This is a genomic window from Bradyrhizobium sp. USDA 3315, from assembly GCF_054056795.1.
This window is the reverse complement of the sequence record NZ_JBSRYP010000001.1, coordinates 4,702,686-4,727,319: the sequence shown is the minus strand read 5'-3', so window position 1 is coordinate 4,727,319 and position 24,634 is coordinate 4,702,686. Positions and strand designations below refer to the sequence as shown.

The window sequence follows — 24,634 nt, the reverse complement described above, 5'->3', positions numbered from 1 at the left end:
ATCGGGTGAAAGGGATGGCCTGACCGCCGCAAGTCGTGCTCCGAAAGAGCTTAAAGAGCTTGCGGCGGGGACTCGGCTAGGGTTCATCAGCGCTGTTTTTCTGCACGATCATTAAGAGACACGATCATTAAGAGATTCGAATGGCTGTTCTTACCACCTGGTCAAGATGGATTTTTGCCGCGCTGATTGGCGTGGCAGCGCTCAACTCGACGGCCGCGTCCGCCGGTCCTACACTTGACAGGATCAAATCGAGGGGCCTCATCAAAATCGGTGTCGGGACCACGCCTGGCTTTTTTGCGCCGGACGACAGTGGCCGCTGGCAAGGGTTCTTCATTGATTACGGACGCGCTTTGGCGATTGCGGTCCTCGGTGATGCCAACAAGGTCGAGTTCACGAGTTCGTCACCGCAGCAGCGCCTACCGGCGCTCCAGTCCGGCGAATTCGACATCTTGCTATCCGGCGTGACCGTTACGATCACGCGCGCGTTCAAGCTCGGCTTTCATTTCGGACCGACCATCTTCTATGACGGACAGGGGATTTTGGTCCGCAAAGACATTGGCGTGACATCGGCATCTGAGCTCGACGGCGCCACGATCGGCATTCAGAGCGGCACGACGGGCGAGTTGAACATTGCCGATTTCTTCCGCAAGAACCGGCACAAATTCACCCCCGTCACGATCGAAGATACCAGCCAATTTGTCGCGGCCCTAGAGTCCGGCCGCGTGGACGCGATCACGCAGGATTCATCGGATCTGGTTGGAAAGCTCACCCAGCTGAAGAAACCGAATGACTACGTCCTGCTGCCGGAACGGCTGTCGAAGGAGCCGCTGGCGCCGGCGGTGGCGGGCGGTGACGATCGTTGGCTCGAGATCGTCAACTGGACGGTGAATGCGACGATCCAGGCCGAGGAATGGGGGATCACCTCGCAGAACATCGACACTTTCTTGAAGTCAGAGGATCCGTCGATCCAGCGTTTCCTCGGCGTCGATCCGTCACTTGCGCAGGCGATTAGGCTCGATCCGAAATGGGCCTATAACGTCATCAAGACGGTCGGCAATTATGGCGAGATCTTCGATCGCCATCTCAAGCCACTCGGCTGGGAGCGTGGCTATAACAAACTCTGGACCAACGGTGGTCTATTGTATTCCCCGCCGTTCCGCTGACATGCGTTTCAGATGACCGTCGCGCCGAACGCAGCGAGCGTGGCGAGGAAACCATCCCGTCGCCGGCAAGTATTTGACCGGCTGGGTCCGAGGCCAGGGCTGCAGCTTCTGATCTTGGCCGGCGTGCTCGCGATCCTGATCGTGCTCGGATCCAACATCGCGACCACTATGGCGCGGACCGGGGTGACGCCGGGCTTCGCCTTCCTGAAAAGCGCGGCCAATTTCGAGATCGGAGAAGGTATGATTGCCTTCCATGCCGGCGACAGCTATGCGCGGGCGATCACCGTCGGCCTATTGAATACGGCGAAGATCGCGTTACTGGGATGCGGCCTGGCCACGATCCTTGGTGTTGCGCTCGGCGTGATGCGGCTTTCGGGCAATCTGGCGCTATCTGGGCTCGTGCGTTGGTATGTGGAGATCGTTCGCAACACACCATTATTGTTGCAGCTATTCTTCTGGATCGCTCTTGCACAGGCCCTGCCCCCGCCGCGTCGCGCCATTGCGTTGCTTGATGCCGTCTTCCTAACCAACCGCGGTGTGTATTTGCCGGGGATTGTCGTACAAGACGTCTCGCCTGCAGCGATGCTGGTTCTGATCGGCATCGCCGGGGCCTGGATCCGGCTGACATGGCGCGGTTGGCGCAACAAGCAGGCAGGACTGCTGGCGCCGCTGCCGGTATCTCTCATGAGCATATTTGTGTTCGGCGCAGTACTCGCCGCCGGCGACACGCGGATCGGCTTCGAAGTGCCGGCAGCCAGCGGTTTCAACATTCGGGGCGGCTTCAGCCTGACGCCGGAGTTTGCAGCGCTCCTGGTTGGATTGACCGTGAAATTTTCTGCGATCATCGCGGAGATCGTCCGGGCCGGCATCCTGTCGGTACGCCAAGAACAGTGGGACGCGGCGCGTGCGTTGGGACTGCACAATGCCAAGATCATGCGGCTGGTGGTCCTGCCGCAAGCCCTACGGGTCATCACGCCATTGGCGACCTCGAGCTATCTGGACCTCATCAAAGACTCTAGTCTTGCCGTTGCGATTGGTTATCCGGATCTCATGAACATCGTCAACACGACCGCCAATACCACCGGGCAGGCCTTCGAAGCGCTGCTGATTGTCGTTCTCCTCTATCTCGCCTTGAACTTCGCCGTTTCGGCGTTGATGAGCGTCTATAATACGAGGGTCGCGCTGCGCGGAGAGAAGTCGGCATGACGACAATCGAGGCTCGGCCGAGGCGCCCGAGCCGCCGCCCCCAGCTCCGGACGAGGCTACGAACAGGCTTATTCGGCAGCTGGCTGAATTCGACCATCACGGTCATCGTGGGCCTGATCGTCGTCAGGGTTGTGCCATCGCTATTTCGCTGGCTCGTACTTGATGCGACTTGGCACGGAACCTCGGCAGACTGTCTGGCGCATGACGGCGCGTGCTGGGCATTCGTCGTAGCCAAGCTGCGCTTCATCACTTTCGCTTTTTATCCGGTCGACCTTGATTGGCGTCCGGTTGTCGTCTGTCTCTTGCTGGCCTCCTTGCTGGCTGTCACGGCCGTGCCGCGCTTCTGGCGGCGCGAAGTCGCAGTCGGCTGGCCGGTTGTAATCCTGTTGTGCTGGCTCTTGATGGCTGGTGTCCCGGGAGAGGCGCGGATTTCCTCGAACCAGTGGGGTGGCCTTCCCGTGACTTTGCTGGTCTGGATGGCCTGCTTTGCCGTTTCGGTGCCGTTGGCGATCCTGCTGGCGCTGGCGCGGCGATCCAGGATGCGCGTTCTGCGGGTGCTCGCGATCGGCTATATCGAGTTCATGCGGGCGATGCCGATGGTCGCGATCCTTTATTTTGCGACGCTGATCTTGCCCATGGCGCTGCCAGCTGGTCTGTCGGCCGACAAATTACCGCGCGCGATGATCATGATTTTCCTATTCTGGACCGCTTATATTGCCGAGGTCATACGCGGCGGTCTGCAAGCCGTCCCGATTGGCCAGCAGGAGGCCGCGGGCTCGCTCGGACTGAGTTATTGGCGATCGATGCGGCTGGTCATCCTGCCGCAGGCGTTGCGGACGGTGATCCCAGGACTGGTCAATCAGGCCATCGGTTTTCTGCTCGCGACCTCCTTGCTTGCCGTCATCGGCATCGTCGACATTCTTAACGCCGCCAAGGCGGCGGCGACCGATCCCAACTGGCTTGGATTCTACAAAGAGGCGTTTTTGGTGGTCGCCGTGATCTATTTCGTGATGGGCTATTGCGGCTCGCGCTACAGCCTCTGGCTCGAACGCCGTCTTGGTCGCGTCGGTAAAAATTGAGCACAACGCAGCCAGGCTACGAGTCCCGTTCCTTCCTCACCCCGGCCGACCCTCTCCAGATTGACGATCGGCCGACGGCTTCGCTGGCACGTTGATCGTAGCCGAATTCGTGTTTAGCGTCAGTTTCGGCCGGGACGGTCTGGACCGGCTTACCTCTTGCAACTCGGACGGACTATTCACCGGAAGGGTATTCGCTGGATACGAGAGCTAGTTAGCCATTCCGAGCGGGCTCAGACGTGGCAGCGTCGCGGCGCCGCCCGGGCGCCGTAGGAGCTCGAGCACGTGTCGCTTGAGACGCACAAACTCGCTCTCGGTGACAAGCTCACTGTGCCGCGGCCGCCCAAATGGCAGGCGAATGTCGTCGATCACCCGTCCCGGTCTTGCGCTCATGACGATAACCCGATCGGCCAGGAACAGGGCTTCCTCGATATCGTGAGTGACGAACACGGTCGTCGTCGGTATCTTGGTCCAAATGTCGAGCAGCACTTCCTGCATCAGGCTGCGCGTCTGGGCGTCCAGCGCACCGAATGGCTCGTCCATCAACAGAACCCGCGGCTGGTTGATGAGAACCCGCGCGATCTCCACTCGCTGCTGCATGCCGCCCGAGAGCTGTGCCGGGTAGAACTGCTCGAATCCCTCAAGACCGACCAGCCTCAACATGTCCTCCGCGGCTCGATGTCGCTCAGCCTTGCCGATGCCGCGCATCTTCGGTCCGAACGCGACGTTGTCGCGGACCTGCTTCCATGGAATCAGCGTGTGCTGCTGGAATACGATTCCCCGATCCGGACTTGGACCCAGGATCGGTTGATCGTCCACCGTCACCTGGCCTCGAGTCACCTCCAAATGCCCTGCCAGCGCGCCGAGTAAGGTCGATTTGCCGCAGCCGGACGGACCGAGAATGCAGACCAGCTCAGCCGGGGCGATCGTGAAGTCGAGATCGCAAACCGCCTCAAAAGCATGCTTGCCTTCTCCAAGAAATATGGAGAGATGGCTGACGTCGATCCGTCCCACCGTATGCGCTGCAACATCCGACGTCCGGAGGTTCATCGGGTGACCCCGGCACGCCGCCAGGGCATCAAATATTGTCCCAGTGTCGTCAACAGCCAGCTGCTACCCATCCCGAGCAGACCGATGACCAGCATGCCGACGATGATATCGGCGTAGTTCTGCAGCGTATAAGCCTCCCATGTGTAATAACCGATCCCGAACTGGCCTGAGATCATCTCCGCCGTAACAAGGCAGAACCAGGAGGTGCCCATCCCGATGGCAAGCCCTGTGACGATGCTGGGCGCTGCGCCCGGCAGAATGATTTCCCACAGGATCGCGACCGGCCGGCCTCCGAGGCTGCGTGCGGACGCAACCAGCCTGCGGTCGATATTGGCGGCGCCGTGCACCGTGTTCAGGATGATCGGAAACAGCGCGCCGATGAAGGTGATGAAGATCATCGACAGTTCGGACGATGGGAAGATCAGAATTGACAGCGGTATCCACGCGACCGCCGGAATCGGCCTTAGCAGTTCAAGCGGTGGCAGCAAGAGATCGCCGGCGGCGCGCGAGCGGCCGATCGCAAAGCCGAAGGCTATTCCGATCACGGTCGCCGCCCCATACCCGGCGAACACCCGCCACAGGCTGCTCGTGACATGCGCTAGAAGTTTCGGCGATCTCGCGAGCAAGACTGCCGACTGCACCACTTCGGTCGGCGGCGGCACGTTGTGAAACGTCACGACGCCAAGGTTCACATGCTGCGTCGAGGCAAGCTGCCAAAGTGCAATGCAAGCAACGATCGAGAAGCTGCGCACAAACCAGCGCAATGCCTGCCGTCCGTCCGCGCTGAGCCGGAATGCCATCGGTTACCGACTCGCGACGAGGGCTTCGCGCGCGCCAGCGTAATCGACCACTTGGCCGCTGTGCTCTTTCGCCCACTTCTCGGCACCGTCTTTGAGCAAGAAGGCGCTGAGCTCCCCCTTGGGTGCACGGACGAACCAGGCCTGGCTTGCGAACAGCTTGATGCCGCTCTTGCGGTCCTGGGCATAGACCACGCGGACCGCCTTGCCCTCCTTCTCCAGCGCTGCCAGCGCGTTCAGGGCATTCTCGGGCGAGCTATAGTGGCGCACCTGAGGCTCGTCCTTGACCCAGATCTGCGCCACCCGGCTGAAATCGGTGATATCAGCTCCGGTCGCCGCATCCTTGGCCTTCAGGGGAAGCTGGGCATAGTTTTTCAACTCGGCGTCGTAATCACGGCCTGCCTGTGCAAGTGCGGTGCGGATGAACTTGTCGGTCACAAACTGGCTGATATCAAGATCGCTGTCGGCGCGCTTCAGGTGCTTTAGCGTCAGAATCGAGGTTGCCACCGCCTGCCGGTATTCCGGCTTCCAGGTCACGTCACGGGTCTGCAGGCCGAGCGGCCCATGAAACAAATAGACCACCTCCGCTTCGATGCCTGTGACCTTAGCGATCAGCTCGCTGTATTTCTCCGGCTCTTGCGTGATCAGACGATCGGCCTCAAGCGCGGCGCGGAGATAGGCGACGACGATCTCAGGGTACTTTTCCGCATATTCGGCATCGACGAGAGCACCATGCATTGTCGGCGCATTCGCCTGCGAGCCGTCAAAAATCTTGCGCGCGAAACCGCGCCACGGGAACAGCTCTGCAAACGGGACGAAATCCGCGTGCGCTTCGATCTTGTTCGCCTGCAGGGCTGGACCGGCGACTTCGGGTGCCTGGGTGATGATGTTGACGTCGGTTTCCGGATTCCACACCTGGGCTTCGATGGCGCGAAGCAGCATGCCGTGGGACGTCGATGCGAAAGGAACGGAGATTGTCTTGCCTTTCAGGTCAGCAATCGACTGTGCCGTTGAACTCGCCGGCACCACGATGCCATTGCCACTGCCTTTGGTGCTGCCTGACAGCACGCTAATGAACAGGCTGCGGCGGCCGGCCTTCTGGAAGGCCACGCCGTTGAGCGATCCAGGAAAATCTGCCATCGCGCCGAAATCAAGTTTGCCCGCGACCATTTCGTTGGTCAACGGCGCGCCACTGGTGAAGTTCTTCCACTGGATGTCGTAGGTGACGTCCTTGTACTTGCCATCGTGCGGCAGGAATCGTTCGAGGAGCTTCAACTCGCGGATCAGGAGACCGCCGGTTGCACAATTGATCGTCGTATCCTGCGTTCCGACCGCGACCCTGATGGTTTCCGCACGCGAAATGCCCATTAAGCCAATGGTCGCAACGGCGACAACAGCGGTCATCCTCTGAATTTTGGACGAGATCATTGGCTCTCTCTTTCGATTGCGCGCGGCCGGCAGACTACCCCCGACACCTCGGGAGCGAACCCTTGAGCCGATGCGGCGGCCGGTGAAGCAATTACTTGCGTTGGGGCTGCTTGTCTCGCGATGTCCCAATTCCGTCGCAATACGGGAGTGAGGACACGTTGAATTTCCTTCTCGTTGCGCCGCAATGGAAAGATGAATCATTTCCTCGGCTACGCTTTTTCCGGATCAGTTTGCTAAGTGCATTTCAGCACAATCAAAGATATGGACTTTGTGTTTTCGTCCGCTTTAGCTACGCGCGAACCGCAGGGCGAACCGACACTAATGACCACATTCAAGGCCGCTTTGGACTCCGAGGCTGGAAACCCGATTGCGCGACGTGGCGCTACGGTTCAGCTTGACTGGCCCACGAAGCTGAGCGCTGCCGCGGCATCTGCCACCCGCCCGACAGATACCGAGACTGCGCTGTTCATGAGCGAAAGCATCGATGGCCTTAACCTGGGCGCGCATTTTCTTGAACGTCTGTCGAGCGACGAAAGAGGACAGGTGCTGGCCGCGGGGCGAGCCGTTTTCGTTCAGCAGGGCTGAGATGGTGTTCAGCCAGGGCGAATACCATGACGGGATTTTCATCATCAGCCGCGGCCAGGTCCGGGTCTACTACACTGCCCCTTCCGGGCGGGAGATAACCCTCGCGTACTGGACGGCCGGACATTTCGTCGGAGGGCCAGAGATCTCGGGATTCGGAGTGCACATGTGGTCCGGCGTCGCCGTTGAGGACTGCGAGATAATCGCCCTGTCCCGCCGCACATTGCAGAAGCTCCTTCTGCAGATCCCATCTTTCGCACTGGCCATGATCGATGGGCTGATCGCCAAGGGCAAGTGCTACTCCTCGATGGCGCAGATGCTGGGCACGCGCTCTGTGATCGAGAGGCTGGCACAATATCTGCTGAATCTAGCTGAACTCTACGGAACTGCAGATGGCAATACGGTTTTGATAGCTCGCAAAGTGACCCACGACCAGATCGCTGCCATGGTCGGCTCCACGCGCCAATGGGTCACGATGATGATGAAGCGCTTTCAGAACAAGTACATCATCAGCCTCGACGGCAACAACATCCGCATCGATCGGCTCGATGAACTCAAGAAGATCTTGTTCAAGGATTAGCTCGCCTCAATCTGTTGGAGAGCCCATGTCACGGTCTTTCTGACGTCGGGATCACTGTCACTCGCGCGAGCAGCCAGAGCGTCGTGGGCGCTGGGATCGCCGATCTCGCCAAGCGCGGCGGCGGCCTCCTTGCGGAGCGACGGCAGCTCGTCATCGAGGAAGGGAATGATGGCACCCACTGCTCCCCGGAACCGGAGCTTGCCCAGGCTTTGCAATACTTTCTGACGAACCTGCCAATAGCGGTCGTTCAACGCTCCGGTAAGGGTCGTTGCCACTGAGGCCTGACCAATCTTCCCGATCGTCTCAGCGGCGACGGCCCTCACCTGCCATTCTCGATCCGAGAGCGCATCGGCCGCCGCCTGGGCGGCGGCCTCATTTCGAGCAAATGACAGCGCATCAACCGCGGTAAGCCTCACATCAGGATGCCCGTCCTTGGTCGCACGGATCAGAGACGGCAGCGCTTCAGTGAGCTTGAGATAGCCGATCACGCCGACCGCCTGCGTGCGCACCGCCGGGTCCTTGTCATCGAGTGCGGCAATGGCCGGGCCGAGCGATTCGCTGACCTGGAGCGCTTTCACGGCGCGCAGGATCGCGGCCCGCACGAAGCTGGACGAATGGGTCACGAGCGGCAGCAGGATCGCGCTGGCCGCCGGGTCGCGAAGCTCAGCCAGACTATCCGCAGCAGCCTGCGCGACGCCGGTCTCGGTATCGGCCAGAATGCCAGTCAGCGCCTTGGCCACGTCGACGCCGTCAAAGTCCCCCAACGCACGAGCGACCTGTAGCCTGACCCCCGCATCGGCGTCACCCGCCGCCTGCGCCAGCACAGGCACGGCTTCATCCGCCGACGTCTCCACGAGCTCAATGACGGCGAGACGGCGGACCGACGGGTCGGAGCTTTGCAGCCGTTCCGAGATTTCGTCGAGATCGCCGAAGGACTCGAATGGTTCAAATGCGGTCATGTCAGCGCAACAGATAGGGAATATTGACGGTCACGGCGCCGGTCGGACAATCTGCCTCGCAGGGCATGCAGTACCAGCATTCGTCATACTTCATGTAGGCTTTGCCGGTGAGATCGCTGATCCTGAGCACGTCGAGCGGGCAGACGTCGACGCAAACCGTGCAGCCCTTATCGGCTATGCATTTGGCCTCATCGATGACCACTGGAACGGTTGTGGGCGTGTGAGCAATCGGCATATGGAGTCCATATTTTAGGCGTGCTGTCGAATGCGCTGGCGGTCGTAAGCCGAACGCTCGGATTCGTCGATCGGGACGATATAGGGCGCGACCGCCCGCTTCTCGGCGGTCATGCGCCCGTCCTGCTTGCGCAGTATAGTATGGTAGAACCATTCGTCGTCGTTCTTCTCGGGATAGTCGACACGATGGTGGTAGAGGCCCCAGCGGCTCTCGGTGCGGAACAGCGAGGCGAACGCCGCCATCTCGGCGCAATCTAGAATCGAGGCGACCTCAAGCGAGCGCATCAGCTCGTGCGCATCGCGTACCACCATCGCATTTTCCATATCGTCTCGGATTTCGGCGAAGCGCGCCTGGGCGAGCTTCATCTTCGCCGTGACCTTTGGCGGCTGAAGATAGTCGTTCACGAAGCGCCGCGTCTTGTATTCGAGCTGGTTCGGCGGAATCCCGTCCTTGCGCTTCGTAGGCGCCAGCACACGGTCGCGCTCCTGTGCGACATCGCCTGGGTCATAGTCGGGAAGATCGATATTGGCCGCGAGTTCAGCAGCGTGCTCACCGGCAACCGCGCCGTTGGTAAAGGCGCCGAGCATGTAGTTATGCGGCACACTCGCCATATCGCCGGCCGCGTAGAGGCCCGGCACCGTAGTTCGTGCAAACTCGTCGACATAGACCCCTGATGCGCTATGGCCTGAGCAGAACCCGATCTCGGAAATATGCATCTCGATCATGCGCTCGCGGTAGTTGGTGCCGCGATTGTCGTGAAAACGCCCGCGCGACGGCCGTTCGACATTGTGCAGCACGGCCTCGATCTTGCCGATGGTCTCGCTATGCAGATGATCGAGCTTCAGGAACACCGGCCCCTTGCCGGATTGCAGCTCGTTGTAGAACTCCTGCATCATCTGTCCGGACCAATAGTCGCATTCGATGAAGCGGTTGCCTTCGCTGTTGGTGGTGTAGGCCCCGAACGGACCGGCCACGTAGGCGCAGGCGGGGCCGTTGTAATCCTTGATCAGCGGATTGATCTGGTAGCATTCGAGGTTCGCCAAGCCCGCGCCGGCGTGATAGGCCATCGCGTAGCCGTCGCCTGAATTGGTGGCATTCTCGTACGTACCCCAGAGATAGCCGGACTGCGGCAGGCCCAGCCGTCCCGCCGCGCCGGCGCAGAGAATCACGGTCTTTGCGCGCAACACGAGGAATTCGGCGCTGCGCGTGTTGACCGCGATCGCTCCTGCAATCACGCCGTCACGCCCCGTCAGCAGTCGCGTTGCCATGTAGCGGTTGGAGATCAGCACCTCCTCGCGCCGCAACTGCCGGTAAAGCGCCTTCTTGACGGTGTCGCCATTCGGCATCGGCAGCACGTAGGAGCCGAGATGATGCACCTTCTTGACGTCGAAATCGCCGTTCTCGTTCTTCTGGAACTTGATGCCGAAACGATCGAGCTCCTGAATGATGTCGAAGCAGCGTGAAGCGTACTTGTAGACGGGCGCCTGGTCGCAGATGCCGTCGTTGGCGATGGTGATTTCTTTGGTGTATTGCTCGGGCGTGGCATAGCCGGGAATGACTGCGTTGTTGAGGCCGTCCATGCCCATCGCAATCGCGCCCGAGCGCTTGACGTTGGCCTTTTCCAGTAAGACGACGCGCGCCGCGGGATTTTTCCGCTTGGCCTTGTACGCCGCCATCGGCCCGGCCGTCCCGCCGCCGATCACCAGGACGTCGCAGGCAATTTCCATCAGTCCCTCTTTGATCTCGTCCATCTCGCGGCCTCAGGCGGGCTGCCGTTCTGCGAGCTCACGCAGATAGGCCCAGGGGTAGATGCCTCGGTCGTGCCCGTCGGAGAACGACAGCCGCACGGCATAATTCCCGATCGACTCGATGCCAGCGACGTGAAGTCCTGGCGCTACCGTGAGCTCGATGCCGTCCACCTGCCGGCGGATTTCGCTGGCCGCACGACTCGCACGGCGTAGTATCTCCGCGCCGAGCAGCCGGGTTCCGCAGTCCGGCCAAGTCAATGCCAGTGTCGTTGAATTGTCGCGTAACGCGACCTCGATTGGTTGCACGTTCACCTCGCATTGTTGCCGTCACGGTCTTCTACGCTGGTCCGGGCGGCCGCCGCCCGCAATAAATTGCTTTCGCGTTGCCTCAGTGCGGGAGCGACCGGCCCGGCTCGAAGCAATTTGCGACCGCGCCAGTGGCCGAGCGTGCGCCTATCTTGTCATAAGCGACGCTGCTTGCCTCGCGCAGGCAGGCCATCGAACAGCCGGCGCTGAACACTTAGGGACTCAGGTGCAGGCCGCGGGCCGAGCGCCGATACTCGCGTCGTCCTCCAAGAGGGCCCGGCGACCTCTGAATGGGAAGCTTTGTTCAGCAGGCCGCTGATCATGGCGGGCCTTAACGACGACCTCGGCGCACTTGATCGCGCGGGCTCAGGGCCCGGTTCGTATTGCGCTCCGGGTGCTCCCAATCATCCACGGAGACGGTCTGGATATCCATGCGGCCCGCAAGAGGACGGCTAACCTGCGCAAACCGTCCGATTAAAGAACGTTGCCGTCTTCGCTACGTCCTGATGCCGACGCTCACACGCGGCTAGACAATTGACCTCCAACGAGACGACGCCGTGCTATGAACAGCGCGCGTGCCGCGCGCTCCGCATCGCGCGCTGAACGAAACTCATGACCATCGAGGCTGTCGAAGATGCGGTCGGAAGAAAAGAAGTGGTAGCTGCGCTTGTCTTTTGTGACGATACCTGCGGTGTGGCTATCGATTTCGATGATGCAGGCGTTGGACATGCTGGCACGTTCGCCGGCTTTGCGGCGCTCCCGTCTTACGATATGATCTGAATTGGACTACAGATAGATCAACGACAGGCGCCGGTCGCCGCAGAGACGCAACGCCGCGCCTTGTGCTTGCGCACATCACTGGGCGCGGGTGTTTGAGCCGTTCTCATGCCGATAACCTTTAGCAGAGCGATCTCTGCGTTAAAAACATCCGACACTTCAGCTTAGCCGTCAATGAAATGGCCGTTCATATTTGTCGTTACGACGCGCTTGTGCTTCTCCTCATGCGATAAAAGATGGAATGCCGCCAACCGCGTCGGAACGTCACAGCACAGCACCTCGACATCGACAGCGACGACGTTCGGTTTAGATGCCGGTTCCTGCTACTCCTGAACTCCCGCCCCGCTCGTTCGAAGAAAAATAATCTTCTCAAATTGCCAGCCCAGTTTGCGCGCCAGGATCGGGAACGAGACGAGCGTCGTTGCATTAATCTCATTGGCAACCCGGGGCGGTCCTTTCATGAGCAATTTTGCGACCAGGCATGCGATCATTATCGGCGGCGGCGCGAGCGGCGTCTTGCTCGCCTATCAGCTTCTGCAAAACCCGGAGTTCGGATTTCGCGTCACGCTGATCGAGCGAGGGATCGAGATCGGCCGTGGTCCAGCCTATCACACCAGCAATCCCGAACATGTCCTGAATGTTCGCGTCGCCAACATGAGTGCGTTGCCGGATGACCCTGAGCATTTCTGGCGTTGGCTTTCGAACCGCGCAGAGGGGCCCCAGTGTCCTGATCCGTATTGTTTCGTCCCGCGGCGAGCCTATGGCGATTATCTGGCAAGCCTAATCACACCCTTCACGTCGTCCGAAAGTGGAGCCCCTCGCCTGACCGTTGTGCATGGCCAATGCGTGGACGTCATCGAAGGCGCTGTTGGCGTCACCGTGATGCTTGACAACGGTCCATCCCATACCGGCGATATCGCCGTCCTCGCCACCGGAAATGAGAGCCCAGTGGCCAGGTTCCCCTGCGATGCCGATCCCTGGGCGCCACCGTCCACATCCGCCGACCGGGATGCAACGGTGCTGATCCTCGGCACGGGGCTCACGATGGTCGACTACGTATTGTCGCTGCTACGAGGCGGTCATCGGGGCCAGATTGTCGCAATGTCGCGACGCGGCCTGTTGGCCAGAGCTCATCGCCGCACCGATCCTGCGCGACTCGATGAAAACGACGTCCCCTTCGGGGCGAGCGCCAGCCAGCTGCTAAGATGGCTCCGTGACCGCATCAATGCGCAGATGGCCGCGGGGGGCGATTGGCGCAGCGTGATCGATGCCGTCAGACCCCATACGCAACGGCTCTGGCACGATCTGCCGCTCGCCTCCAGGCGCCGCTTTCTCGAGCACGCGCGGGCCTGGTGGGACATCCACCGCCATCGTACGGCGCCTGAGGTCGAGATGCGCCTCACTCCTGCGCTCGCTTCGGGGCGTCTCTCCGTGGTGGCTGCGAAGGTTACCGACATCGAGCCGAATGCAGCCGGCGCGCTGGTTCGCTATCGCCGGCGAGGCCAACGGGATACCGTCAGCCTGCAGGTCGGCTTGATCGTCGATTGCACGGGGATTGTGAAGGACCCGCAGGCAACCAACAATCCTGTGATCCAGCGCCTGTTCGAGCAGGGCCTGGCACGCGCGGATGCCCTGCAGATCGGAATCGACATCGCGGATGATTGCGCTGTGATCGGCCGGAGCGGCATTGCTTCACGGCGGCTGTTCGCGGTGGGCCCACTGACCCGCGCCGCCTTCTGGGAAATCGTCGCGATTCCAGACATCCGCAACCAGTGTGCTGAGCTTGCCCCACGACTCGCGGCCATTTGCGATCCAATCGTCGACCTGCCTGAATTGCCGCCGCTGAGTGGTAACGCGTCCTTACCGTCAGGGACGATGCCAGCAACGGCGCTCGAAGGATTAGCTGCTGAACCCGCGCGAATGAACGCTGGCAGCGTCTCCTGGATGAACTGCTTGACCTAGGGTGAACTAACGAACGTCGATGAGGGTCCTCAGCGGCCAATCCTCTCTTCACCAAACCCGCTTCTTTGAGCAGATGCTCAACTTAACATCACAGTTATCTCGACGAACCAGGATCAGCAGAGCTTGCTTCGATCACTAGGCGTCCATCGTAGTTCTCAAGCGCCCTGAACGCGAATCCGAATGGCACGCCGTCGTCCTCGACCGCTCCGGTCGTGACGTCGCCAGGATCGCGGCGCAAACATTGCCGTCTTGAAAGTCGGCTTATCACGCGGCGCGTTCCATCATCGGCGTCACACGATGCATACCGGATCTCGCATGGGCCTGCTGTTCGTGACAGCGGTCGATCTCCGGCGGTTTCTTGCCGCGTTGGCATTTCGTCGTACACTCAATTGGTATCCTGGGCGAATTTTTATCTGGTTGAGCGCTCGACTGCTCCGTCCGTAGCGGACAAACCCTCACCACAACTATTGGTGCCCCGCTAATGAAATGACATTAGATCGGAGCCGATCGCTGCGGGTGCGCGTTAACTGTCCGGCAAACAAAATGTGCCATCAACGGTCATCGTTTTTGGTGATTTCCATTGGCGTCCCCCGCTGAAAAGCGAAAGAGCCATCGCGTTCAGTTCTCGCGCGGCATCAGCGTCCAGATCGTCGCGATCGACGGGACGTGGAATCGTGCGTGCAAAATGGAGGACGTTTCACAGACTGGCGCGAAGCTCTCGATCAAGGGCTCCCTCGAAGGTTTCCACCTGAAAGAGTTCTTTCTAGTCCTATCCACGATGGGGACGGCATTCAGGCGATGCGAGCTTGTTTGGATCAATGGATCGGATATCGGCGTCCGCTTCTTGACGGACGATAAGAAAAACCGATGACCGCGTGGACCTGAATAGCACGCGCTCGGCCTGATCCGCCGCGGCGCAGTAGACAAACGCGACTGCTTCGCGCTGGACGTCGGGCCAGCTCAGAGGCGTTGCCGCGAGGCCATTAGGCAACTTCCTTATCAATGCGCGTGATCGAATGTGGGACGGGTTCGGCAAGGCTTCGGTCGACACGCCACGACTCGCCGTAGGCGGTCTTTTCTCAGTCATGCCGTCCGCTTTGGCGCAGGTCGACTGCGCCAGATATCGTTCTAGTCCACTGATTCATGCGATCGTGCGTGCTCTATAATGAGATTCAGCATGAGCTGTCTCGCCCCAAAGTTGGCCAGTGTTTAAAGATAGTCTTGCCGTGAGCTAAACAAACGAGATGCACTGGTTTCATTCACGAGCGATGCAGCGACGTTGGTTCGTTGGCTTTTCTTCCGTCTCCATGCCCACGCGCATCTGGCCGAACACAGCGTCGGAGCGGATCACTCCGCGACTGGATGAAGCGCATGAGTAAGAATGTGCAGCTTTCAAGGACAGACGACTACACACTTTCTTGATTCCCTGCTGGAACACCTCTCGTTCGTCACCACCGCTTAACATCGACCAGACCGCGAGTGGCGCGCCGCCTGCGACGCGTGCCAGATTGCGAGACCGCCTCGCCTTGTACGTTGCGGACGATGGTCCGGATAAGTTCGGTCGTGCAGCCGAGGAACGAAGAAAAAGAAATGTCAATTCCGCCTGCCCGTGATCGAGGAGCACATTATCGACCATCCGCCTTCAGGCGGCTTCGACAATCGTCTTCGCGACAACTGGGTCTTCCAATGCAATATGCCTATGTAGGAGCGCTTGCATGCGCGCAAAACTAAGTACGATTCATGACGAACAATTGCACAATAGTCTTAGTGGATTGCTCGCGCATGTCTCCTATGTCGCGCGACGACTTTCTTGATCAGCCCACGCGGGGTACTCGCGGCGCTGCTCATGCGGATCGCATGTGCACCAATATCGGTGACATCGTAGTTCGGTGGAAAGAGAGACATGCTGACGAACAAACGCAATTCGACCGAGTCATTAACGACTGCATCTGGGACCCTGTCGAGACGCACTCCCGGATCTGGCTCAGATATGTTGTCTACGATGACACCGGCCCCGCAGATCACCCATCCATCCCGCAGCGCGGCTCGTACGAGGGTTAGGTTCCTGCGCGATATTCTATTCGCCAGTCTCTTGGCCATTACTTCTGCAACGATCGTGGCCCCATCCTTCGCGCGTACAAACATGGATCGTGTTGGCGCAGATGGACAGTCCGCACCGGATCGATATTGCCTCCAAGGACCACCGCGGGGCTGGCCCGGCGAGTGCGAATACTCGACCTATCAGCAATGCAAAGCGACCGCGTCAGGTGTAGGAGGGCTTTGTGTAGAGAATCCGGAATACCTGTTTCCGGAGCATTGGCGCGGCTACTAGGGTCACCAGTGCTGCTCGCCCGTCTCCATTCTAAGATTCGAAACTGGACGTAGCAGCATTGATCGCCGCGCTTGAGCGGACATTGCAGTTCTGGCACCACAAGTCTCAGAGGAAATGATGAGAATCAATTCGAAAAACGCGTTCGCGGGAGCCGCCGATCGCAGGCGACCACGGACGGCATTTAGTACGCAACGGAGAGACCTTTCGCGATCCGCCAATTCAGGCTCGACGCCGAAGAAGCATCCTCGCGCCGGAGGTACGCTGAGGCGCGTCTTGCTGATTGAACACGCCCTGGCCAACACGGGCTTCTGTCATGAGATCAGTTATCGTCTGTACGCCGATGAACTCGGTGTCTCCCTTAGCGCCGTTTCCGTCCGGTACACCTTTCAATTACCCACATTTGACTCGGATTTGAGCGAGGCGCGGCGGGCGAAATCTTGAATCGGCAGAATCTGTTGTGATTCATTGTTGAGCACCTGATTCGGAAGTGGGGTGCTCGATGGGGTTGGTGAAGGAACGCGCGGAGACGCGTGCTCAGCGATTGACGACCGGTATCGCGACGTGGGTTGATCGAGAAGCTGCGGGATGCGAGTTTAAAGATGAGCGGCTTGGTCGCCGGTTCTGCAAATTGCTCGCACAAGTCGGGAGCGACATGGGTCAAAGCATCCCGTTGGTTTGTCAGGACTGGGCCAACACAAAGGCCGCCTATCGCTTCTTCTCCAACGAGCGGGTCAATGAGGCGGATATTCTTTGCGGTCATTTCGAGGCGACGCGCGGGCGCGTAGCGGCGACGGAGGGACCGATCCTCGTCCTCCATGACACGACGGAATTCAGCTTCAAGCGCGAGAAGCCGGATCTGATCGGCTTTACGGGCAAGACGGCAGGACGCACACAGTGCGGCATCCTGATGCATTCGAGTCTCGCCGTGACGACCGAGGGGCTTCCGCTCGGACTGTCGGCAATCAAGTTCTGGACCCGCAAGAAGTTCAAGGGGACGACGGCGCTGAAGCGAAAGATCAATCCGACACGGGTGCCGATCGAGCAGAAGGAGAGCATCCGCTGGCTCGAGAATTTACGGCAATCGACCGACCTTCTCGCTGCTCCTGGACGATGCGTTCATATTGGTGATCGCGAGAGCGACATCTATGAGCTGTTTTGCCTGGCCGAGGAGGTCGGAACGCATTTCCTGGTGCGAACCTGTGTTGATCGGCTTGCCGGGGACGGCAATCATACAATTGCCGACGAAATGGACGAGGTGACGATCAAGGGTCTACATCGGATCAAGGTCAAGGACGACAAAGGCGATCCCGACGACGCCGTTCTTGAGATCAGGTACCGCAAGATACGCGTCCTGCCGCCGATCGGCAAACAGACGAAATATCCCGCACTCACTCTGACCGTGATCCACGCTCAGGAGCGGGGAAGGCCGAAGCGGCGAAAGAAAATCGAGTGGAAGCTCCTCACCGATCTCCCGGTCCAATCGCGCAAGGACGCCATCAATAAGATCGAATGGTATGCCTTGAGGTGGAAGATCGAAGTCTTCCATAAGATCCTCAAATCTGGCTGCAAAGCAGAGGACTCAAAATTGCGAACTGCTGAGCGTCTGGTCAATCTGATCGCGGTCTTCTGCATTGTGAGTTGGCGCGTCTTCTGGATGACGATGCTCAATCGCTCCTCGCCCAATACCCTACCGCAAACCGCGCTGACAGATCCCGAAATCAGGCTTCTTGATCATTTGGTGAAAGACAGGGGTGGCGACTGCTCTCGACGAAGCACGCTCTCGCACTATGTCGTCAAGATCGCGCGGCTCGGAGGATATTTGGCCCGAGCCAACGATCCGCCTCCAGGAAATACCATGATCTGGCGCGGACTATCGCGGCTGACCGACATCGAACGGGGAGCTGCGATCGAGGCAAAAATTATGGGTAATTGAAAGCCGGTACACCGGTCCACGTGACCCGAGCAGTTGCTTCGATTTCCGCAAGGGGGTGTGGTCTGGCAACACTCCGATCGAAATGGAGGTTATCCTGGATAGCCCGGCTTCGGACACTCAGCTCGCGCGGCTCAAGGATACGGTTGAACGCCATTGTCCAGGTTGGGGTATGCTACGTAAGCTCGCGCCGATACGGTCCGCGGTTCGGCTTGCGTCATTGAGCCTCGCAGCCGAATAGACGAGAGGGAACTGCGAGTCTTCGATGCTCGTGCATTGCGAATGCAGATCGTTTCGAAAGGCATTCGCCTCGTACGATTCGTACCAATGCGGAACTCCGATTGGCTTCCGGCAAGGATCCAAACGAGCCCCGAAGATATCCGGACATCAGCCCTCAGCTGAGAGCTTACAACAAGAGGCCGATGGTCCGCGCGAATTGTATGGATATCGCTCAGCGTACGCTCTGGCCTGGATCATGCCGCCGCTGCATTTGTTCGGTATCCCCTATTTCCTAATAGCGGACAATGGTCACGTATCGCCGACGTCGAGCCGAAACCGAGCTTTCGTGCGGTCGATGGCTCACGTTCGCCAATCCGTTGCTCGGCTTCGCGGCCGTCATTCTGTATTTCCAGGACCGCGGCTGGGAAGGCCAATCAGCCGTCGCATTCGCACGTTCGTCAAACACATGACCGGAGCTGCGGCGCAAAACGACTACCACGGTCCCGGCGCGTATGGTGCGACCAACATTCGTCCGATTGGATCGATTGACTATCAGACGGCCTCAACGAAAGATGTTCTCGAGCGCTAGGCATTTGCGCGGAATACCGACCGTCAGACCACCATCAATGACGATCTCCGAACCAGTAAGATAGCTGGAGTCGTCACTGAGTAGAAATAACACTGCCCGCGATACTTCATGCGGTTCGGCTGGTCGGCCGAGCGGAATGGGGAAAACGGACGACTCTATGCTTTTGACCGTCTGTGTCGCGACCAAGCCGGGATGAATTGAGTTGACGCGCACGCCCGAGGCCGCGGCTTCGAGCGCAGCGGACTTGGTTATCCCCCGCACCCCAAAATTGGAGGCAACATACGCGTGGAGCCCGGCGCTGCCCCGTAGCCCCTCGACCGACGACACGTTGACGATCGAACCTCCGCCCGCTCGCCTGATGGCCGGCAGCGCGGCCTGCATCCCGAGGAATACACCAGTTAGATTAATGGCAAGGGTCCTGTTCCACTGATCAAGCGGGAAATGCTCGATGGCGGCGGCGCTAACGATACCAGCATTATTGACCAGCCCATGCAGCGCACCGAAGCATAACTCAGCACTAGCGACGGCTTTGGCCCACTCATCGGCCCGGGTGGTGTCCTGACTGACAAAGACCGCGGATTTGCCGAGTTGAGCGGCAAGAGCTTCTCCTTCCGTATGAAGAATATCACTGATCACGACTCTGGCCCCCTCGGCCACCAGCAGGCGCGCATGAGCCGCTCCCATCCCACGAGCCCCACCCGTCACCAAAATGACTTTATCTGCCAGACGTCCCATAACTGATTGCCTTGGACCGATGATCAGCGCGCACCTACATCTTCAGAGCGTCGAATGACGGAGGCCTCCACTGTCCGACATTTCACCGATAGGCCGCGAACTGCATCGCGCGGCCTTCGGGGATGACCGCGTTCGAAATATGTGTGATCGGTGGCCAGTCGGGCTCCGCGAAATCAAAATCGATTTGGATCGTTTCCCCGTTACTCCGGATCACGCGCGCCAGTGCCTCGGTTACGGCGGCTGTCGGCAAATGAGAGTCCAAATCGCTGTAGGTCTTTTTGCCGTCGATCCAATCCTGGAACAATGTGGACTCCGCGGCGTACGAGAAGGAGTTTCCATAGGGATGGGTGAGGCGTTCTTCAGTGACGAATTCCTGGGTACCGGTGACGAGAGCATTGGACCGCGAGGTCACGATTCCCATGTTCTTCCCCCGCAAATCTGATTGGCCTTTCCGGGACGAGATAGGCAGTTTCACGACATGCCCGTTCATTGAAAAGAGAGTGCCCAAACGAACGTCGATATCCGTGCAATGCAGTCGACCATTGATATTGTAGGACACCTCCGGGAACGTCCCCCAGGACCGCATACCTGGCGTGGTTTGTTCGAGGGCTATCGTACCCAAGCATAGGGCTGCGTCGGTACGGCGAAAACAAAGCGCAAACGAAGCCACAACGTCCGTCTCACCGTAAGGCAGCCCTGGGTCGAAATTCGCCATGTGCTCACGGTAATCGTCCAGCCTGTCCATTACGCCAACGGGCACCCGCTTCTCTTGATCTTTCGGAAACGCGGAAAACCCGCTCATGCGTAGATACATTTCATCATCTGAATATATCCGCCGGGTCATCTGCAAGAGGCGGGTCACGAGATCAACGTAGTGATAGGCGCCGTGCATCAGCATGCCATAGCCATACTTGTACGGATGGTCTTCCCTGAGTGCGTACTCATACGGAAGATTCCAGACGCCAGACGCTGTTCAAGCAATGTCTGGCGCGCGTACCGACGGCTGTCGACATACATTTTTCCGGCTACTCCGAACCCTGGCTCAATCGGGATTGCACCGAAATGGTGGAGCTGGCTCACGCGCGCGGCCATGACATCCGGATCTATACGACACTTGTTGGAATGAACGAGGCTGACCTACGGCGTCTGCAAGCGTTACCCTTTAAAGCATTCGTAGTTCACGTATTCGATGGCGGCGCACAGATGAATAGCCGCTTTGTCGGGAAGCAGTATCTTGACCTGTTCCGTCAGTTGGTCGGCGCAAAGATTCCCTCAATTCAGTACCTCGCCGTCGGCGGGGTTCATCCCACCCTGATTGAGCTCATCCCCGCGGAGGCACTGGTTCGCATGGGCTCCTTGATCAGCAGGGCCGGAAGCGTCAATGCCGATATAGCGAAACCACGAGCCCCGGTAACCGGCCCTCTTGCATGTGCTGAACGACGACAGCATCGTAATGTTCTTTTGCCAAACGGCGATGTCACCCTCTGTTGCACGGATTTTGAGCGTCGCCATGTCCTGGGGAATCTTCTGCGCAACAGCTACGAAGATCTCTTCGAAGGGCACGTCTTCCGGCAGATCGTCAATCGCATGAATGGCAAGAGTGGATTCCTGCTTTGTCGAATGTGTGAACATGCCAGGCCAGCGCCGCAGAACTAATGATTTGATGAGGACGACTCCTCGTCGAAGCCTTCCGAGACCGGCTATCCGATGACACTCGACCTAAGACGCACGCACTATCATACGGGTTCGCGCGAGCACGCCGCATCAGACACATTTTGTCACACCTGCATCACCTCTGGCCAAGCAATTGCGTGAAGGCACTAGCCGTCAACCGCCGCCCTAGACTGGCATCAACCGCTTGCCGGCACGTCCGGCAGATTCCGTTTTCTATCTCCCGAACGGCCTGCTTCGCGGCATGATCAACGGGGAGTATTCCATGACAAACAAAGCTAAACCCAAGAAACCCGGTCACGAAGCCTTCATCGTGACTGGCGAAGGTGAGAGTGCATTTTGGACGAAGGTTGGCGGTGTCTGGCCTCACGATGACGGGAAGGGATTCAACGTCGAACTCATCGCCCCACCCGTGACCGGCCGGCTCGTTATCCGCGAACGCAAGGAGGCCAGTGCGTAACCGTCTGCGCCGATCTGGATAGCTCTGTGCAATTCCTACCCGCTCCCGGGACGAGGCACGCTGGCGCGGCAAGGGGATCCATCCTTACGGACGGCAAGCCCTCGAGAGCTGGTGGCCCGCAACGTGCAGAGCTTTGCCCACACCGGACACGGTGTGGGGCATTTCCCATGATCAAGCCACTATCACGGAATCGGGCTTCGCTAAGTCGTCCACCCCAAATCCTAGCGCCCCAGAACGTGTCGACTGCTTGCACGAATGCATTGCCTTCAGCCCCAACAGAGTTTCGTGCTGATCGAGGCGCCGAGATCGGAACCTGAGAACCAATCCAGCAGAAATCGCTTGAACCTCACGCCGCGTCAGGGCGTAACCTTCCCCGATCCAGCCCAAAAAGCGTGGGCAGGGATGTAAGGCACAAAGGACAGAGCTGGTTCGAGCGGTCGATTCTGGCGAGGCACAATCGTACGTGCTTCCCAAGGTGGTGACCATGCCAACGAGCGAGCTCCATGCTCCATCGTCACGCATCATGAGTACACGTCCTCACAACGGTCAGACGCGCGCGGCACAATACCTGCGCATGTCGTCAGAAAATCAACTCTACTCCACTGAAAACCAAAAGAGCGCGATTTCCGACTACGCCGAGCAGCACGGCTACGCGGTGGTCGCATCCTATATCGATGCTGGAAAGAGCGGTCTTTCGTTGAAAGGCAGAGACGCACTGAAGCAGCTGCTCAGCGATGCACTGGCGACGCCGCGCCCGTTCGACGCTATCCTGGTTCTTGATGTCAGCCGCTGGGGGCGTTTTCAGAATCCTGATCAAGCCGGTCACTACGAATTTCTATGCCGACAGGCCGGCGTGCGCGTCGTCTATTGCGGCGAACCGTTCGGGGAGGACGTCACCCCGATCACGACGATCGTCAAGCACCTCAAGCGGGTTATGGCGAGCGAATACAGTCGCGAGCTGTCGGCAAAGCTGTCGCGGGCGCATCGGCAGCAGGCGCTCCTTGGCTTCCGCCAAGGCGGCGGTCTCCTCTACGGTTTCAGGCGGCTACTTGTTGACGCAAAGCGAAACCCAAGACAGCTCCTGAAAAGAGGCGAGCACAAAGCACTCAGCAACGACAAAGTGGTGGTGGTGCCGGGGCCAACCGAAGAACTCGAGGTGATCCGACGCATATTCAAGCTCTACGTGCGGGACAAGTTGTCGATTTATGAGATTACCCGGCGCCTGGCGAAGGCCGGCGTGAAGGGCCACGGCGGCGACGCGCTCTCGGAGACGACCATTCACCGAATCCTCGGCAGCGAACTCTGTGTGGGTCGGATGACCTACAACGTCACGACCAAACGGTTACAGGGCCACGCGGTAAAGACCCCAGAATCGACATGGACGCGTTTTCAATCATTCGAACCGATCGTACCGCCAAGACTGTTCCGCAAGGCGCAAGCCCGTTTGGTTGTCGGCAATCGGCCTTGGAACAAGGAGACGATCATCGCCTCACTCAAGCGGCTGCTTGAAGAGAAAGGCCATCTCTCCCAGCGATTGCTCAACAGCACCAGGGGAGCCCCTTCCGCGGATACTGTCGACCGTCACTTCGGCTCGCTTTGTGCTGCCTATGTCGCGGCTGGTTACGATCCCGCAACCAGGATGCTTTTTGGGAACAACGGCAGATACTGGACGGAGGCCGCGGTTATCACAGGGCTAAGGCAGCTTCATTCCACCAAAGGCCGGATCTCGAACCGGCTGATCGAACGCTGCCCGGACCTGCCATGTCCGAGGCACATCCGCGTTCGCTTCGGTTCTCTTGCGAATGCCCTCCGCAAGGCGGGCCTGCCAGTTCCAAACCACAGCGAGATACAGCGCGACGGATGGAGACGCAGGAAAGATGGCGGTGGTGACGACTATATCCACGGCGTCCACTGGAGTGACGCGGAGCTTCTACAGGCCTTGCGCCGCCTTCATGAGAAGCATGGATATGTCACGCTCAATCTTCTTGACCGGGACGAGGAGACGCCCGGCGCCTATTATTTCGTGAAGCGATTTGGTTCGCTCACCCAAGCGAAGGCTTTGGCCAGGCTACCACTCGAGACGCATTCGCAACTCATGCAGGCTGCCTGCCAGCGCAAGCGTGAAGGCAAGACAGTCGGCCGGCAACGCCGCCACCCCGGCCAACGCGCCAAGCTTGGTTATCGCACGGATGATCTTTTGCTGGGGCTCAAACGCCTCGTGGACCGGGAGGGCGCCATTTCCGCGCGATTGATTAATGACGATCCCGAGCTGCCCTGGTCAGCGACGGTAGCTCACCATTTTGGGAAGCTATCGAAGGCCTATCGATTGCTCGGTCTCGTCAGACTAAAGGGTAAGCCTGCGCGGTTTGGCTTGCGACGAAGATAATTAGCGTCCAGCAACATAGGCGACCCCCGCGAGGGCGCGAGCACTTCGTCGAAGGCAAGACGATCAAGAAGATCGCCTGTGACCTGAAGTATCGCAGACCTGCGAGACAACGATTACGCGACGATTGGTTTGGTCTCGAGGCTGACGGTACAGACTGATCGCAAGGATGCGCGGGGGATCGCCGGTTCATCCGGTTGGGATGGTTTCGGCCTGCGCTGGGCCGGACGGTCTTAGGGATTCTGAACAGCAGAGCGACAGCGACCAGAAGCTCATCGAGTTCCAGGCCTTCCGCATCCGTCTGGCATCCATATGGCCCGGCCCCAGGGCCGTCGCCCCGAACCCGCAATCGGTCAAGCCTACATGGCCGGATAATCGCCAACGCGCGAGCACTGGGCTGCTTTCGCTCCTGTGGCACGTGATCGACATCGCGACATCGCGATCGG

Annotated in this window: 22 protein-coding genes; 12 read left to right on the top strand and 10 right to left on the bottom strand. The window is 59.3% G+C overall.

The features are described 5' to 3' along the window. Positions 1 to 140 precede the first annotated feature (140 nt). From ACVIYL_RS21775 to ACVIYL_RS21765, 3 genes are read left to right on the top strand one after another with little or no spacing between them, the layout of a single operon-like run. Complete coding sequence (locus ACVIYL_RS21775) at positions 141 to 1,163, top strand: amino acid ABC transporter substrate-binding protein (RefSeq protein WP_456779691.1); 1,023 nt, start codon at positions 141 to 143, stop codon at positions 1,161 to 1,163. A 12-nt stretch (positions 1,164 to 1,175) separates the two neighbouring features. Then, a complete protein-coding gene (locus tag ACVIYL_RS21770; RefSeq protein ID WP_456779690.1) occupies positions 1,176 to 2,369 on the top strand; it encodes an amino acid ABC transporter permease in 1,194 nt (397 codons plus the stop codon). Continuing rightward, positions 2,366 to 3,448: an amino acid ABC transporter permease gene (locus ACVIYL_RS21765; protein ID WP_456779689.1), complete on the top strand. Its 1,083-nt coding sequence runs from the start codon at positions 2,366 to 2,368 to the stop codon at positions 3,446 to 3,448. The genes ACVIYL_RS21770 and ACVIYL_RS21765 overlap by 4 nt, the downstream gene beginning before the upstream one ends. A 207-nt stretch (positions 3,449 to 3,655) precedes the next feature. Here ACVIYL_RS21765 and ACVIYL_RS21760 read toward each other — a convergent pair whose 3' ends face one another. The 3 genes from ACVIYL_RS21760 to ACVIYL_RS21750 are packed head-to-tail and all read right to left on the bottom strand — an operon-like array spanning position 3,656 to position 6,696. Continuing rightward, positions 3,656 to 4,495, bottom strand: coding sequence for an ABC transporter ATP-binding protein (locus ACVIYL_RS21760; protein ID WP_456779688.1), 840 nt, complete (start codon positions 4,493 to 4,495; stop codon positions 3,656 to 3,658). Beyond that, positions 4,492 to 5,295 carry an ABC transporter permease gene (locus ACVIYL_RS21755; protein WP_456779687.1) on the bottom strand — a complete coding sequence of 268 codons (804 nt, stop codon included), beginning with the start codon at positions 5,293 to 5,295 and terminating at the stop codon, positions 4,492 to 4,494. The genes ACVIYL_RS21760 and ACVIYL_RS21755 overlap by 4 nt, the downstream gene beginning before the upstream one ends. A gap of 3 nt (positions 5,296 to 5,298) precedes the next feature. Next, complete coding sequence (locus ACVIYL_RS21750) at positions 5,299 to 6,696, bottom strand: ABC transporter substrate-binding protein (protein ID WP_456781863.1); 1,398 nt, start codon at positions 6,694 to 6,696, stop codon at positions 5,299 to 5,301. A gap of 345 nt (positions 6,697 to 7,041) precedes the next feature. On the opposite strand from ACVIYL_RS21750, the gene ACVIYL_RS21745 reads away from it, so the two are divergent. Then, positions 7,042 to 7,305 carry a hypothetical protein gene (locus ACVIYL_RS21745; RefSeq protein WP_456779686.1) on the top strand — a complete coding sequence of 88 codons (264 nt, stop codon included), beginning with the start codon at positions 7,042 to 7,044 and terminating at the stop codon, positions 7,303 to 7,305. A 1-nt stretch (position 7,306) separates the two neighbouring features. Further along, entirely contained in the window at positions 7,307 to 7,882 is a 576-nt protein-coding gene (locus ACVIYL_RS21740; protein ID WP_456779685.1) for a Crp/Fnr family transcriptional regulator, read from the top strand. Here ACVIYL_RS21740 and ACVIYL_RS21735 read toward each other — a convergent pair. The 5 genes from ACVIYL_RS21735 to ACVIYL_RS21715 all read right to left on the bottom strand — a co-directional run bounded on the left by ACVIYL_RS21735 (position 7,879) and on the right by ACVIYL_RS21715 (position 11,859). Continuing rightward, positions 7,879 to 8,841, bottom strand: coding sequence for a HEAT repeat domain-containing protein (locus ACVIYL_RS21735; RefSeq protein ID WP_456779684.1), 963 nt, complete (start codon positions 8,839 to 8,841; stop codon positions 7,879 to 7,881). The genes ACVIYL_RS21740 and ACVIYL_RS21735 overlap by 4 nt on opposite strands. Position 8,842: 1 nt before the next feature. Beyond that, entirely contained in the window at positions 8,843 to 9,076 is a 234-nt protein-coding gene (locus ACVIYL_RS21730; RefSeq protein ID WP_370987106.1) for a 4Fe-4S dicluster domain-containing protein, read from the bottom strand. A 14-nt stretch (positions 9,077 to 9,090) separates the two neighbouring features. After that, the gene (locus tag ACVIYL_RS21725; RefSeq protein WP_456779683.1) at positions 9,091 to 10,827 is read right to left on the bottom strand and encodes a fumarate reductase/succinate dehydrogenase flavoprotein subunit; all 1,737 of its coding nucleotides are present in this window, start codon (positions 10,825 to 10,827) and stop codon (positions 9,091 to 9,093) included. A 9-nt stretch (positions 10,828 to 10,836) separates the two neighbouring features. After that, positions 10,837 to 11,130 carry a gamma-butyrobetaine hydroxylase-like domain-containing protein gene (locus ACVIYL_RS21720; RefSeq protein ID WP_456779682.1) on the bottom strand — a complete coding sequence of 98 codons (294 nt, stop codon included), beginning with the start codon at positions 11,128 to 11,130 and terminating at the stop codon, positions 10,837 to 10,839. Positions 11,131 to 11,646: 516 nt separating this feature from the next. Continuing rightward, positions 11,647 to 11,859, bottom strand: coding sequence for a hypothetical protein (locus tag ACVIYL_RS21715; protein WP_456779681.1), 213 nt, complete (start codon positions 11,857 to 11,859; stop codon positions 11,647 to 11,649). Between the two features lie 507 nt (positions 11,860 to 12,366). Here ACVIYL_RS21715 and ACVIYL_RS21710 point away from each other — a divergent pair. From ACVIYL_RS21710 to ACVIYL_RS21695, 4 genes are all read left to right on the top strand, one after another. Further along, positions 12,367 to 13,869, top strand: coding sequence for an FAD/NAD(P)-binding protein (locus ACVIYL_RS21710; protein WP_456779680.1), 1,503 nt, complete (start codon positions 12,367 to 12,369; stop codon positions 13,867 to 13,869). Between the two features lie 580 nt (positions 13,870 to 14,449). After that, positions 14,450 to 14,740 (top strand): PilZ domain-containing protein, encoded by a 291-nt coding sequence (locus ACVIYL_RS21705; RefSeq protein WP_456779679.1) that lies wholly within the window; start codon positions 14,450 to 14,452, stop codon positions 14,738 to 14,740. A 1,032-nt stretch (positions 14,741 to 15,772) separates the two neighbouring features. Next, positions 15,773 to 16,201, top strand: coding sequence for a DUF3551 domain-containing protein (locus ACVIYL_RS21700; protein ID WP_456779678.1), 429 nt, complete (start codon positions 15,773 to 15,775; stop codon positions 16,199 to 16,201). Positions 16,202 to 16,700: 499 nt separating this feature from the next. Next, entirely contained in the window at positions 16,701 to 18,134 is a 1,434-nt protein-coding gene (locus tag ACVIYL_RS21695; protein WP_456779677.1) for an IS4 family transposase, read from the top strand. A gap of 778 nt (positions 18,135 to 18,912) precedes the next feature. Here ACVIYL_RS21695 and ACVIYL_RS21690 read toward each other — a convergent pair. Both ACVIYL_RS21690 and ACVIYL_RS21685 read right to left on the bottom strand, forming a co-directional pair. Further along, complete coding sequence (locus tag ACVIYL_RS21690) at positions 18,913 to 19,674, bottom strand: SDR family oxidoreductase (protein ID WP_456779676.1); 762 nt, start codon at positions 19,672 to 19,674, stop codon at positions 18,913 to 18,915. 82 nt (positions 19,675 to 19,756) lie between these two features. Beyond that, positions 19,757 to 20,572: a hypothetical protein gene (locus ACVIYL_RS21685; RefSeq protein ID WP_456779675.1), complete on the bottom strand. Its 816-nt coding sequence runs from the start codon at positions 20,570 to 20,572 to the stop codon at positions 19,757 to 19,759. A 35-nt stretch (positions 20,573 to 20,607) separates the two neighbouring features. On the opposite strand from ACVIYL_RS21685, the gene ACVIYL_RS21680 reads away from it, so the two are divergent. The 3 genes from ACVIYL_RS21680 to ACVIYL_RS21670 all read left to right on the top strand — a co-directional run bounded on the left by ACVIYL_RS21680 (position 20,608) and on the right by ACVIYL_RS21670 (position 24,191). After that, positions 20,608 to 21,330, top strand: coding sequence for an SPASM domain-containing protein (locus ACVIYL_RS21680; protein ID WP_456779674.1), 723 nt, complete (start codon positions 20,608 to 20,610; stop codon positions 21,328 to 21,330). Positions 21,331 to 21,610: 280 nt separating this feature from the next. Beyond that, a complete protein-coding gene (locus tag ACVIYL_RS21675; protein ID WP_456779673.1) occupies positions 21,611 to 21,805 on the top strand; it encodes a hypothetical protein in 195 nt (64 codons plus the stop codon). A gap of 484 nt (positions 21,806 to 22,289) precedes the next feature. Continuing rightward, a complete protein-coding gene (locus ACVIYL_RS21670; protein ID WP_456779672.1) occupies positions 22,290 to 24,191 on the top strand; it encodes a recombinase family protein in 1,902 nt (633 codons plus the stop codon). The last annotated feature ends 443 nt before the right edge of the window (positions 24,192 to 24,634 follow it).

Bases quoted from the DNA above. Each gene is read 5' to 3' on its own strand.
- ACVIYL_RS21775 (WP_456779691.1), top strand. From the start codon at position 141: ATGGCTGTTCTTACCACCTGGTCAAGATGGATTTTTGCCGCGCTGATT.
- ACVIYL_RS21770 (WP_456779690.1), top strand. From the start codon at position 1,176: ATGACCGTCGCGCCGAACGCAGCGAGCGTGGCGAGGAAACCATCCCGT.
- ACVIYL_RS21765 (WP_456779689.1), top strand. From the start codon at position 2,366: ATGACGACAATCGAGGCTCGGCCGAGGCGCCCGAGCCGCCGCCCCCAG.
- ACVIYL_RS21760 (WP_456779688.1), bottom strand. From the start codon at position 4,495: ATGAACCTCCGGACGTCGGATGTTGCAGCGCATACGGTGGGACGGATC.
- ACVIYL_RS21755 (WP_456779687.1), bottom strand. From the start codon at position 5,295: ATGGCATTCCGGCTCAGCGCGGACGGACGGCAGGCATTGCGCTGGTTT.
- ACVIYL_RS21750 (WP_456781863.1), bottom strand. From the start codon at position 6,696: ATGACCGCTGTTGTCGCCGTTGCGACCATTGGCTTAATGGGCATTTCG.
- ACVIYL_RS21745 (WP_456779686.1), top strand. From the start codon at position 7,042: ATGACCACATTCAAGGCCGCTTTGGACTCCGAGGCTGGAAACCCGATT.
- ACVIYL_RS21740 (WP_456779685.1), top strand. From the start codon at position 7,307: ATGGTGTTCAGCCAGGGCGAATACCATGACGGGATTTTCATCATCAGC.
- ACVIYL_RS21735 (WP_456779684.1), bottom strand. From the start codon at position 8,841: ATGACCGCATTTGAACCATTCGAGTCCTTCGGCGATCTCGACGAAATC.
- ACVIYL_RS21730 (WP_370987106.1), bottom strand. From the start codon at position 9,076: ATGCCGATTGCTCACACGCCCACAACCGTTCCAGTGGTCATCGATGAG.
- ACVIYL_RS21725 (WP_456779683.1), bottom strand. From the start codon at position 10,827: ATGGACGAGATCAAAGAGGGACTGATGGAAATTGCCTGCGACGTCCTG.
- ACVIYL_RS21715 (WP_456779681.1), bottom strand. From the start codon at position 11,859: ATGTCCAACGCCTGCATCATCGAAATCGATAGCCACACCGCAGGTATC.
- ACVIYL_RS21710 (WP_456779680.1), top strand. From the start codon at position 12,367: ATGAGCAATTTTGCGACCAGGCATGCGATCATTATCGGCGGCGGCGCG.
- ACVIYL_RS21700 (WP_456779678.1), top strand. From the start codon at position 15,773: ATGCTGACGAACAAACGCAATTCGACCGAGTCATTAACGACTGCATCT.
- ACVIYL_RS21695 (WP_456779677.1), top strand. From the start codon at position 16,701: ATGGGGTTGGTGAAGGAACGCGCGGAGACGCGTGCTCAGCGATTGACG.
- ACVIYL_RS21690 (WP_456779676.1), bottom strand. From the start codon at position 19,674: ATGGGACGTCTGGCAGATAAAGTCATTTTGGTGACGGGTGGGGCTCGT.
- ACVIYL_RS21685 (WP_456779675.1), bottom strand. From the start codon at position 20,572: ATGCTGATGCACGGCGCCTATCACTACGTTGATCTCGTGACCCGCCTC.
- ACVIYL_RS21675 (WP_456779673.1), top strand. From the start codon at position 21,611: ATGACAAACAAAGCTAAACCCAAGAAACCCGGTCACGAAGCCTTCATC.
- ACVIYL_RS21670 (WP_456779672.1), top strand. From the start codon at position 22,290: ATGCCAACGAGCGAGCTCCATGCTCCATCGTCACGCATCATGAGTACA.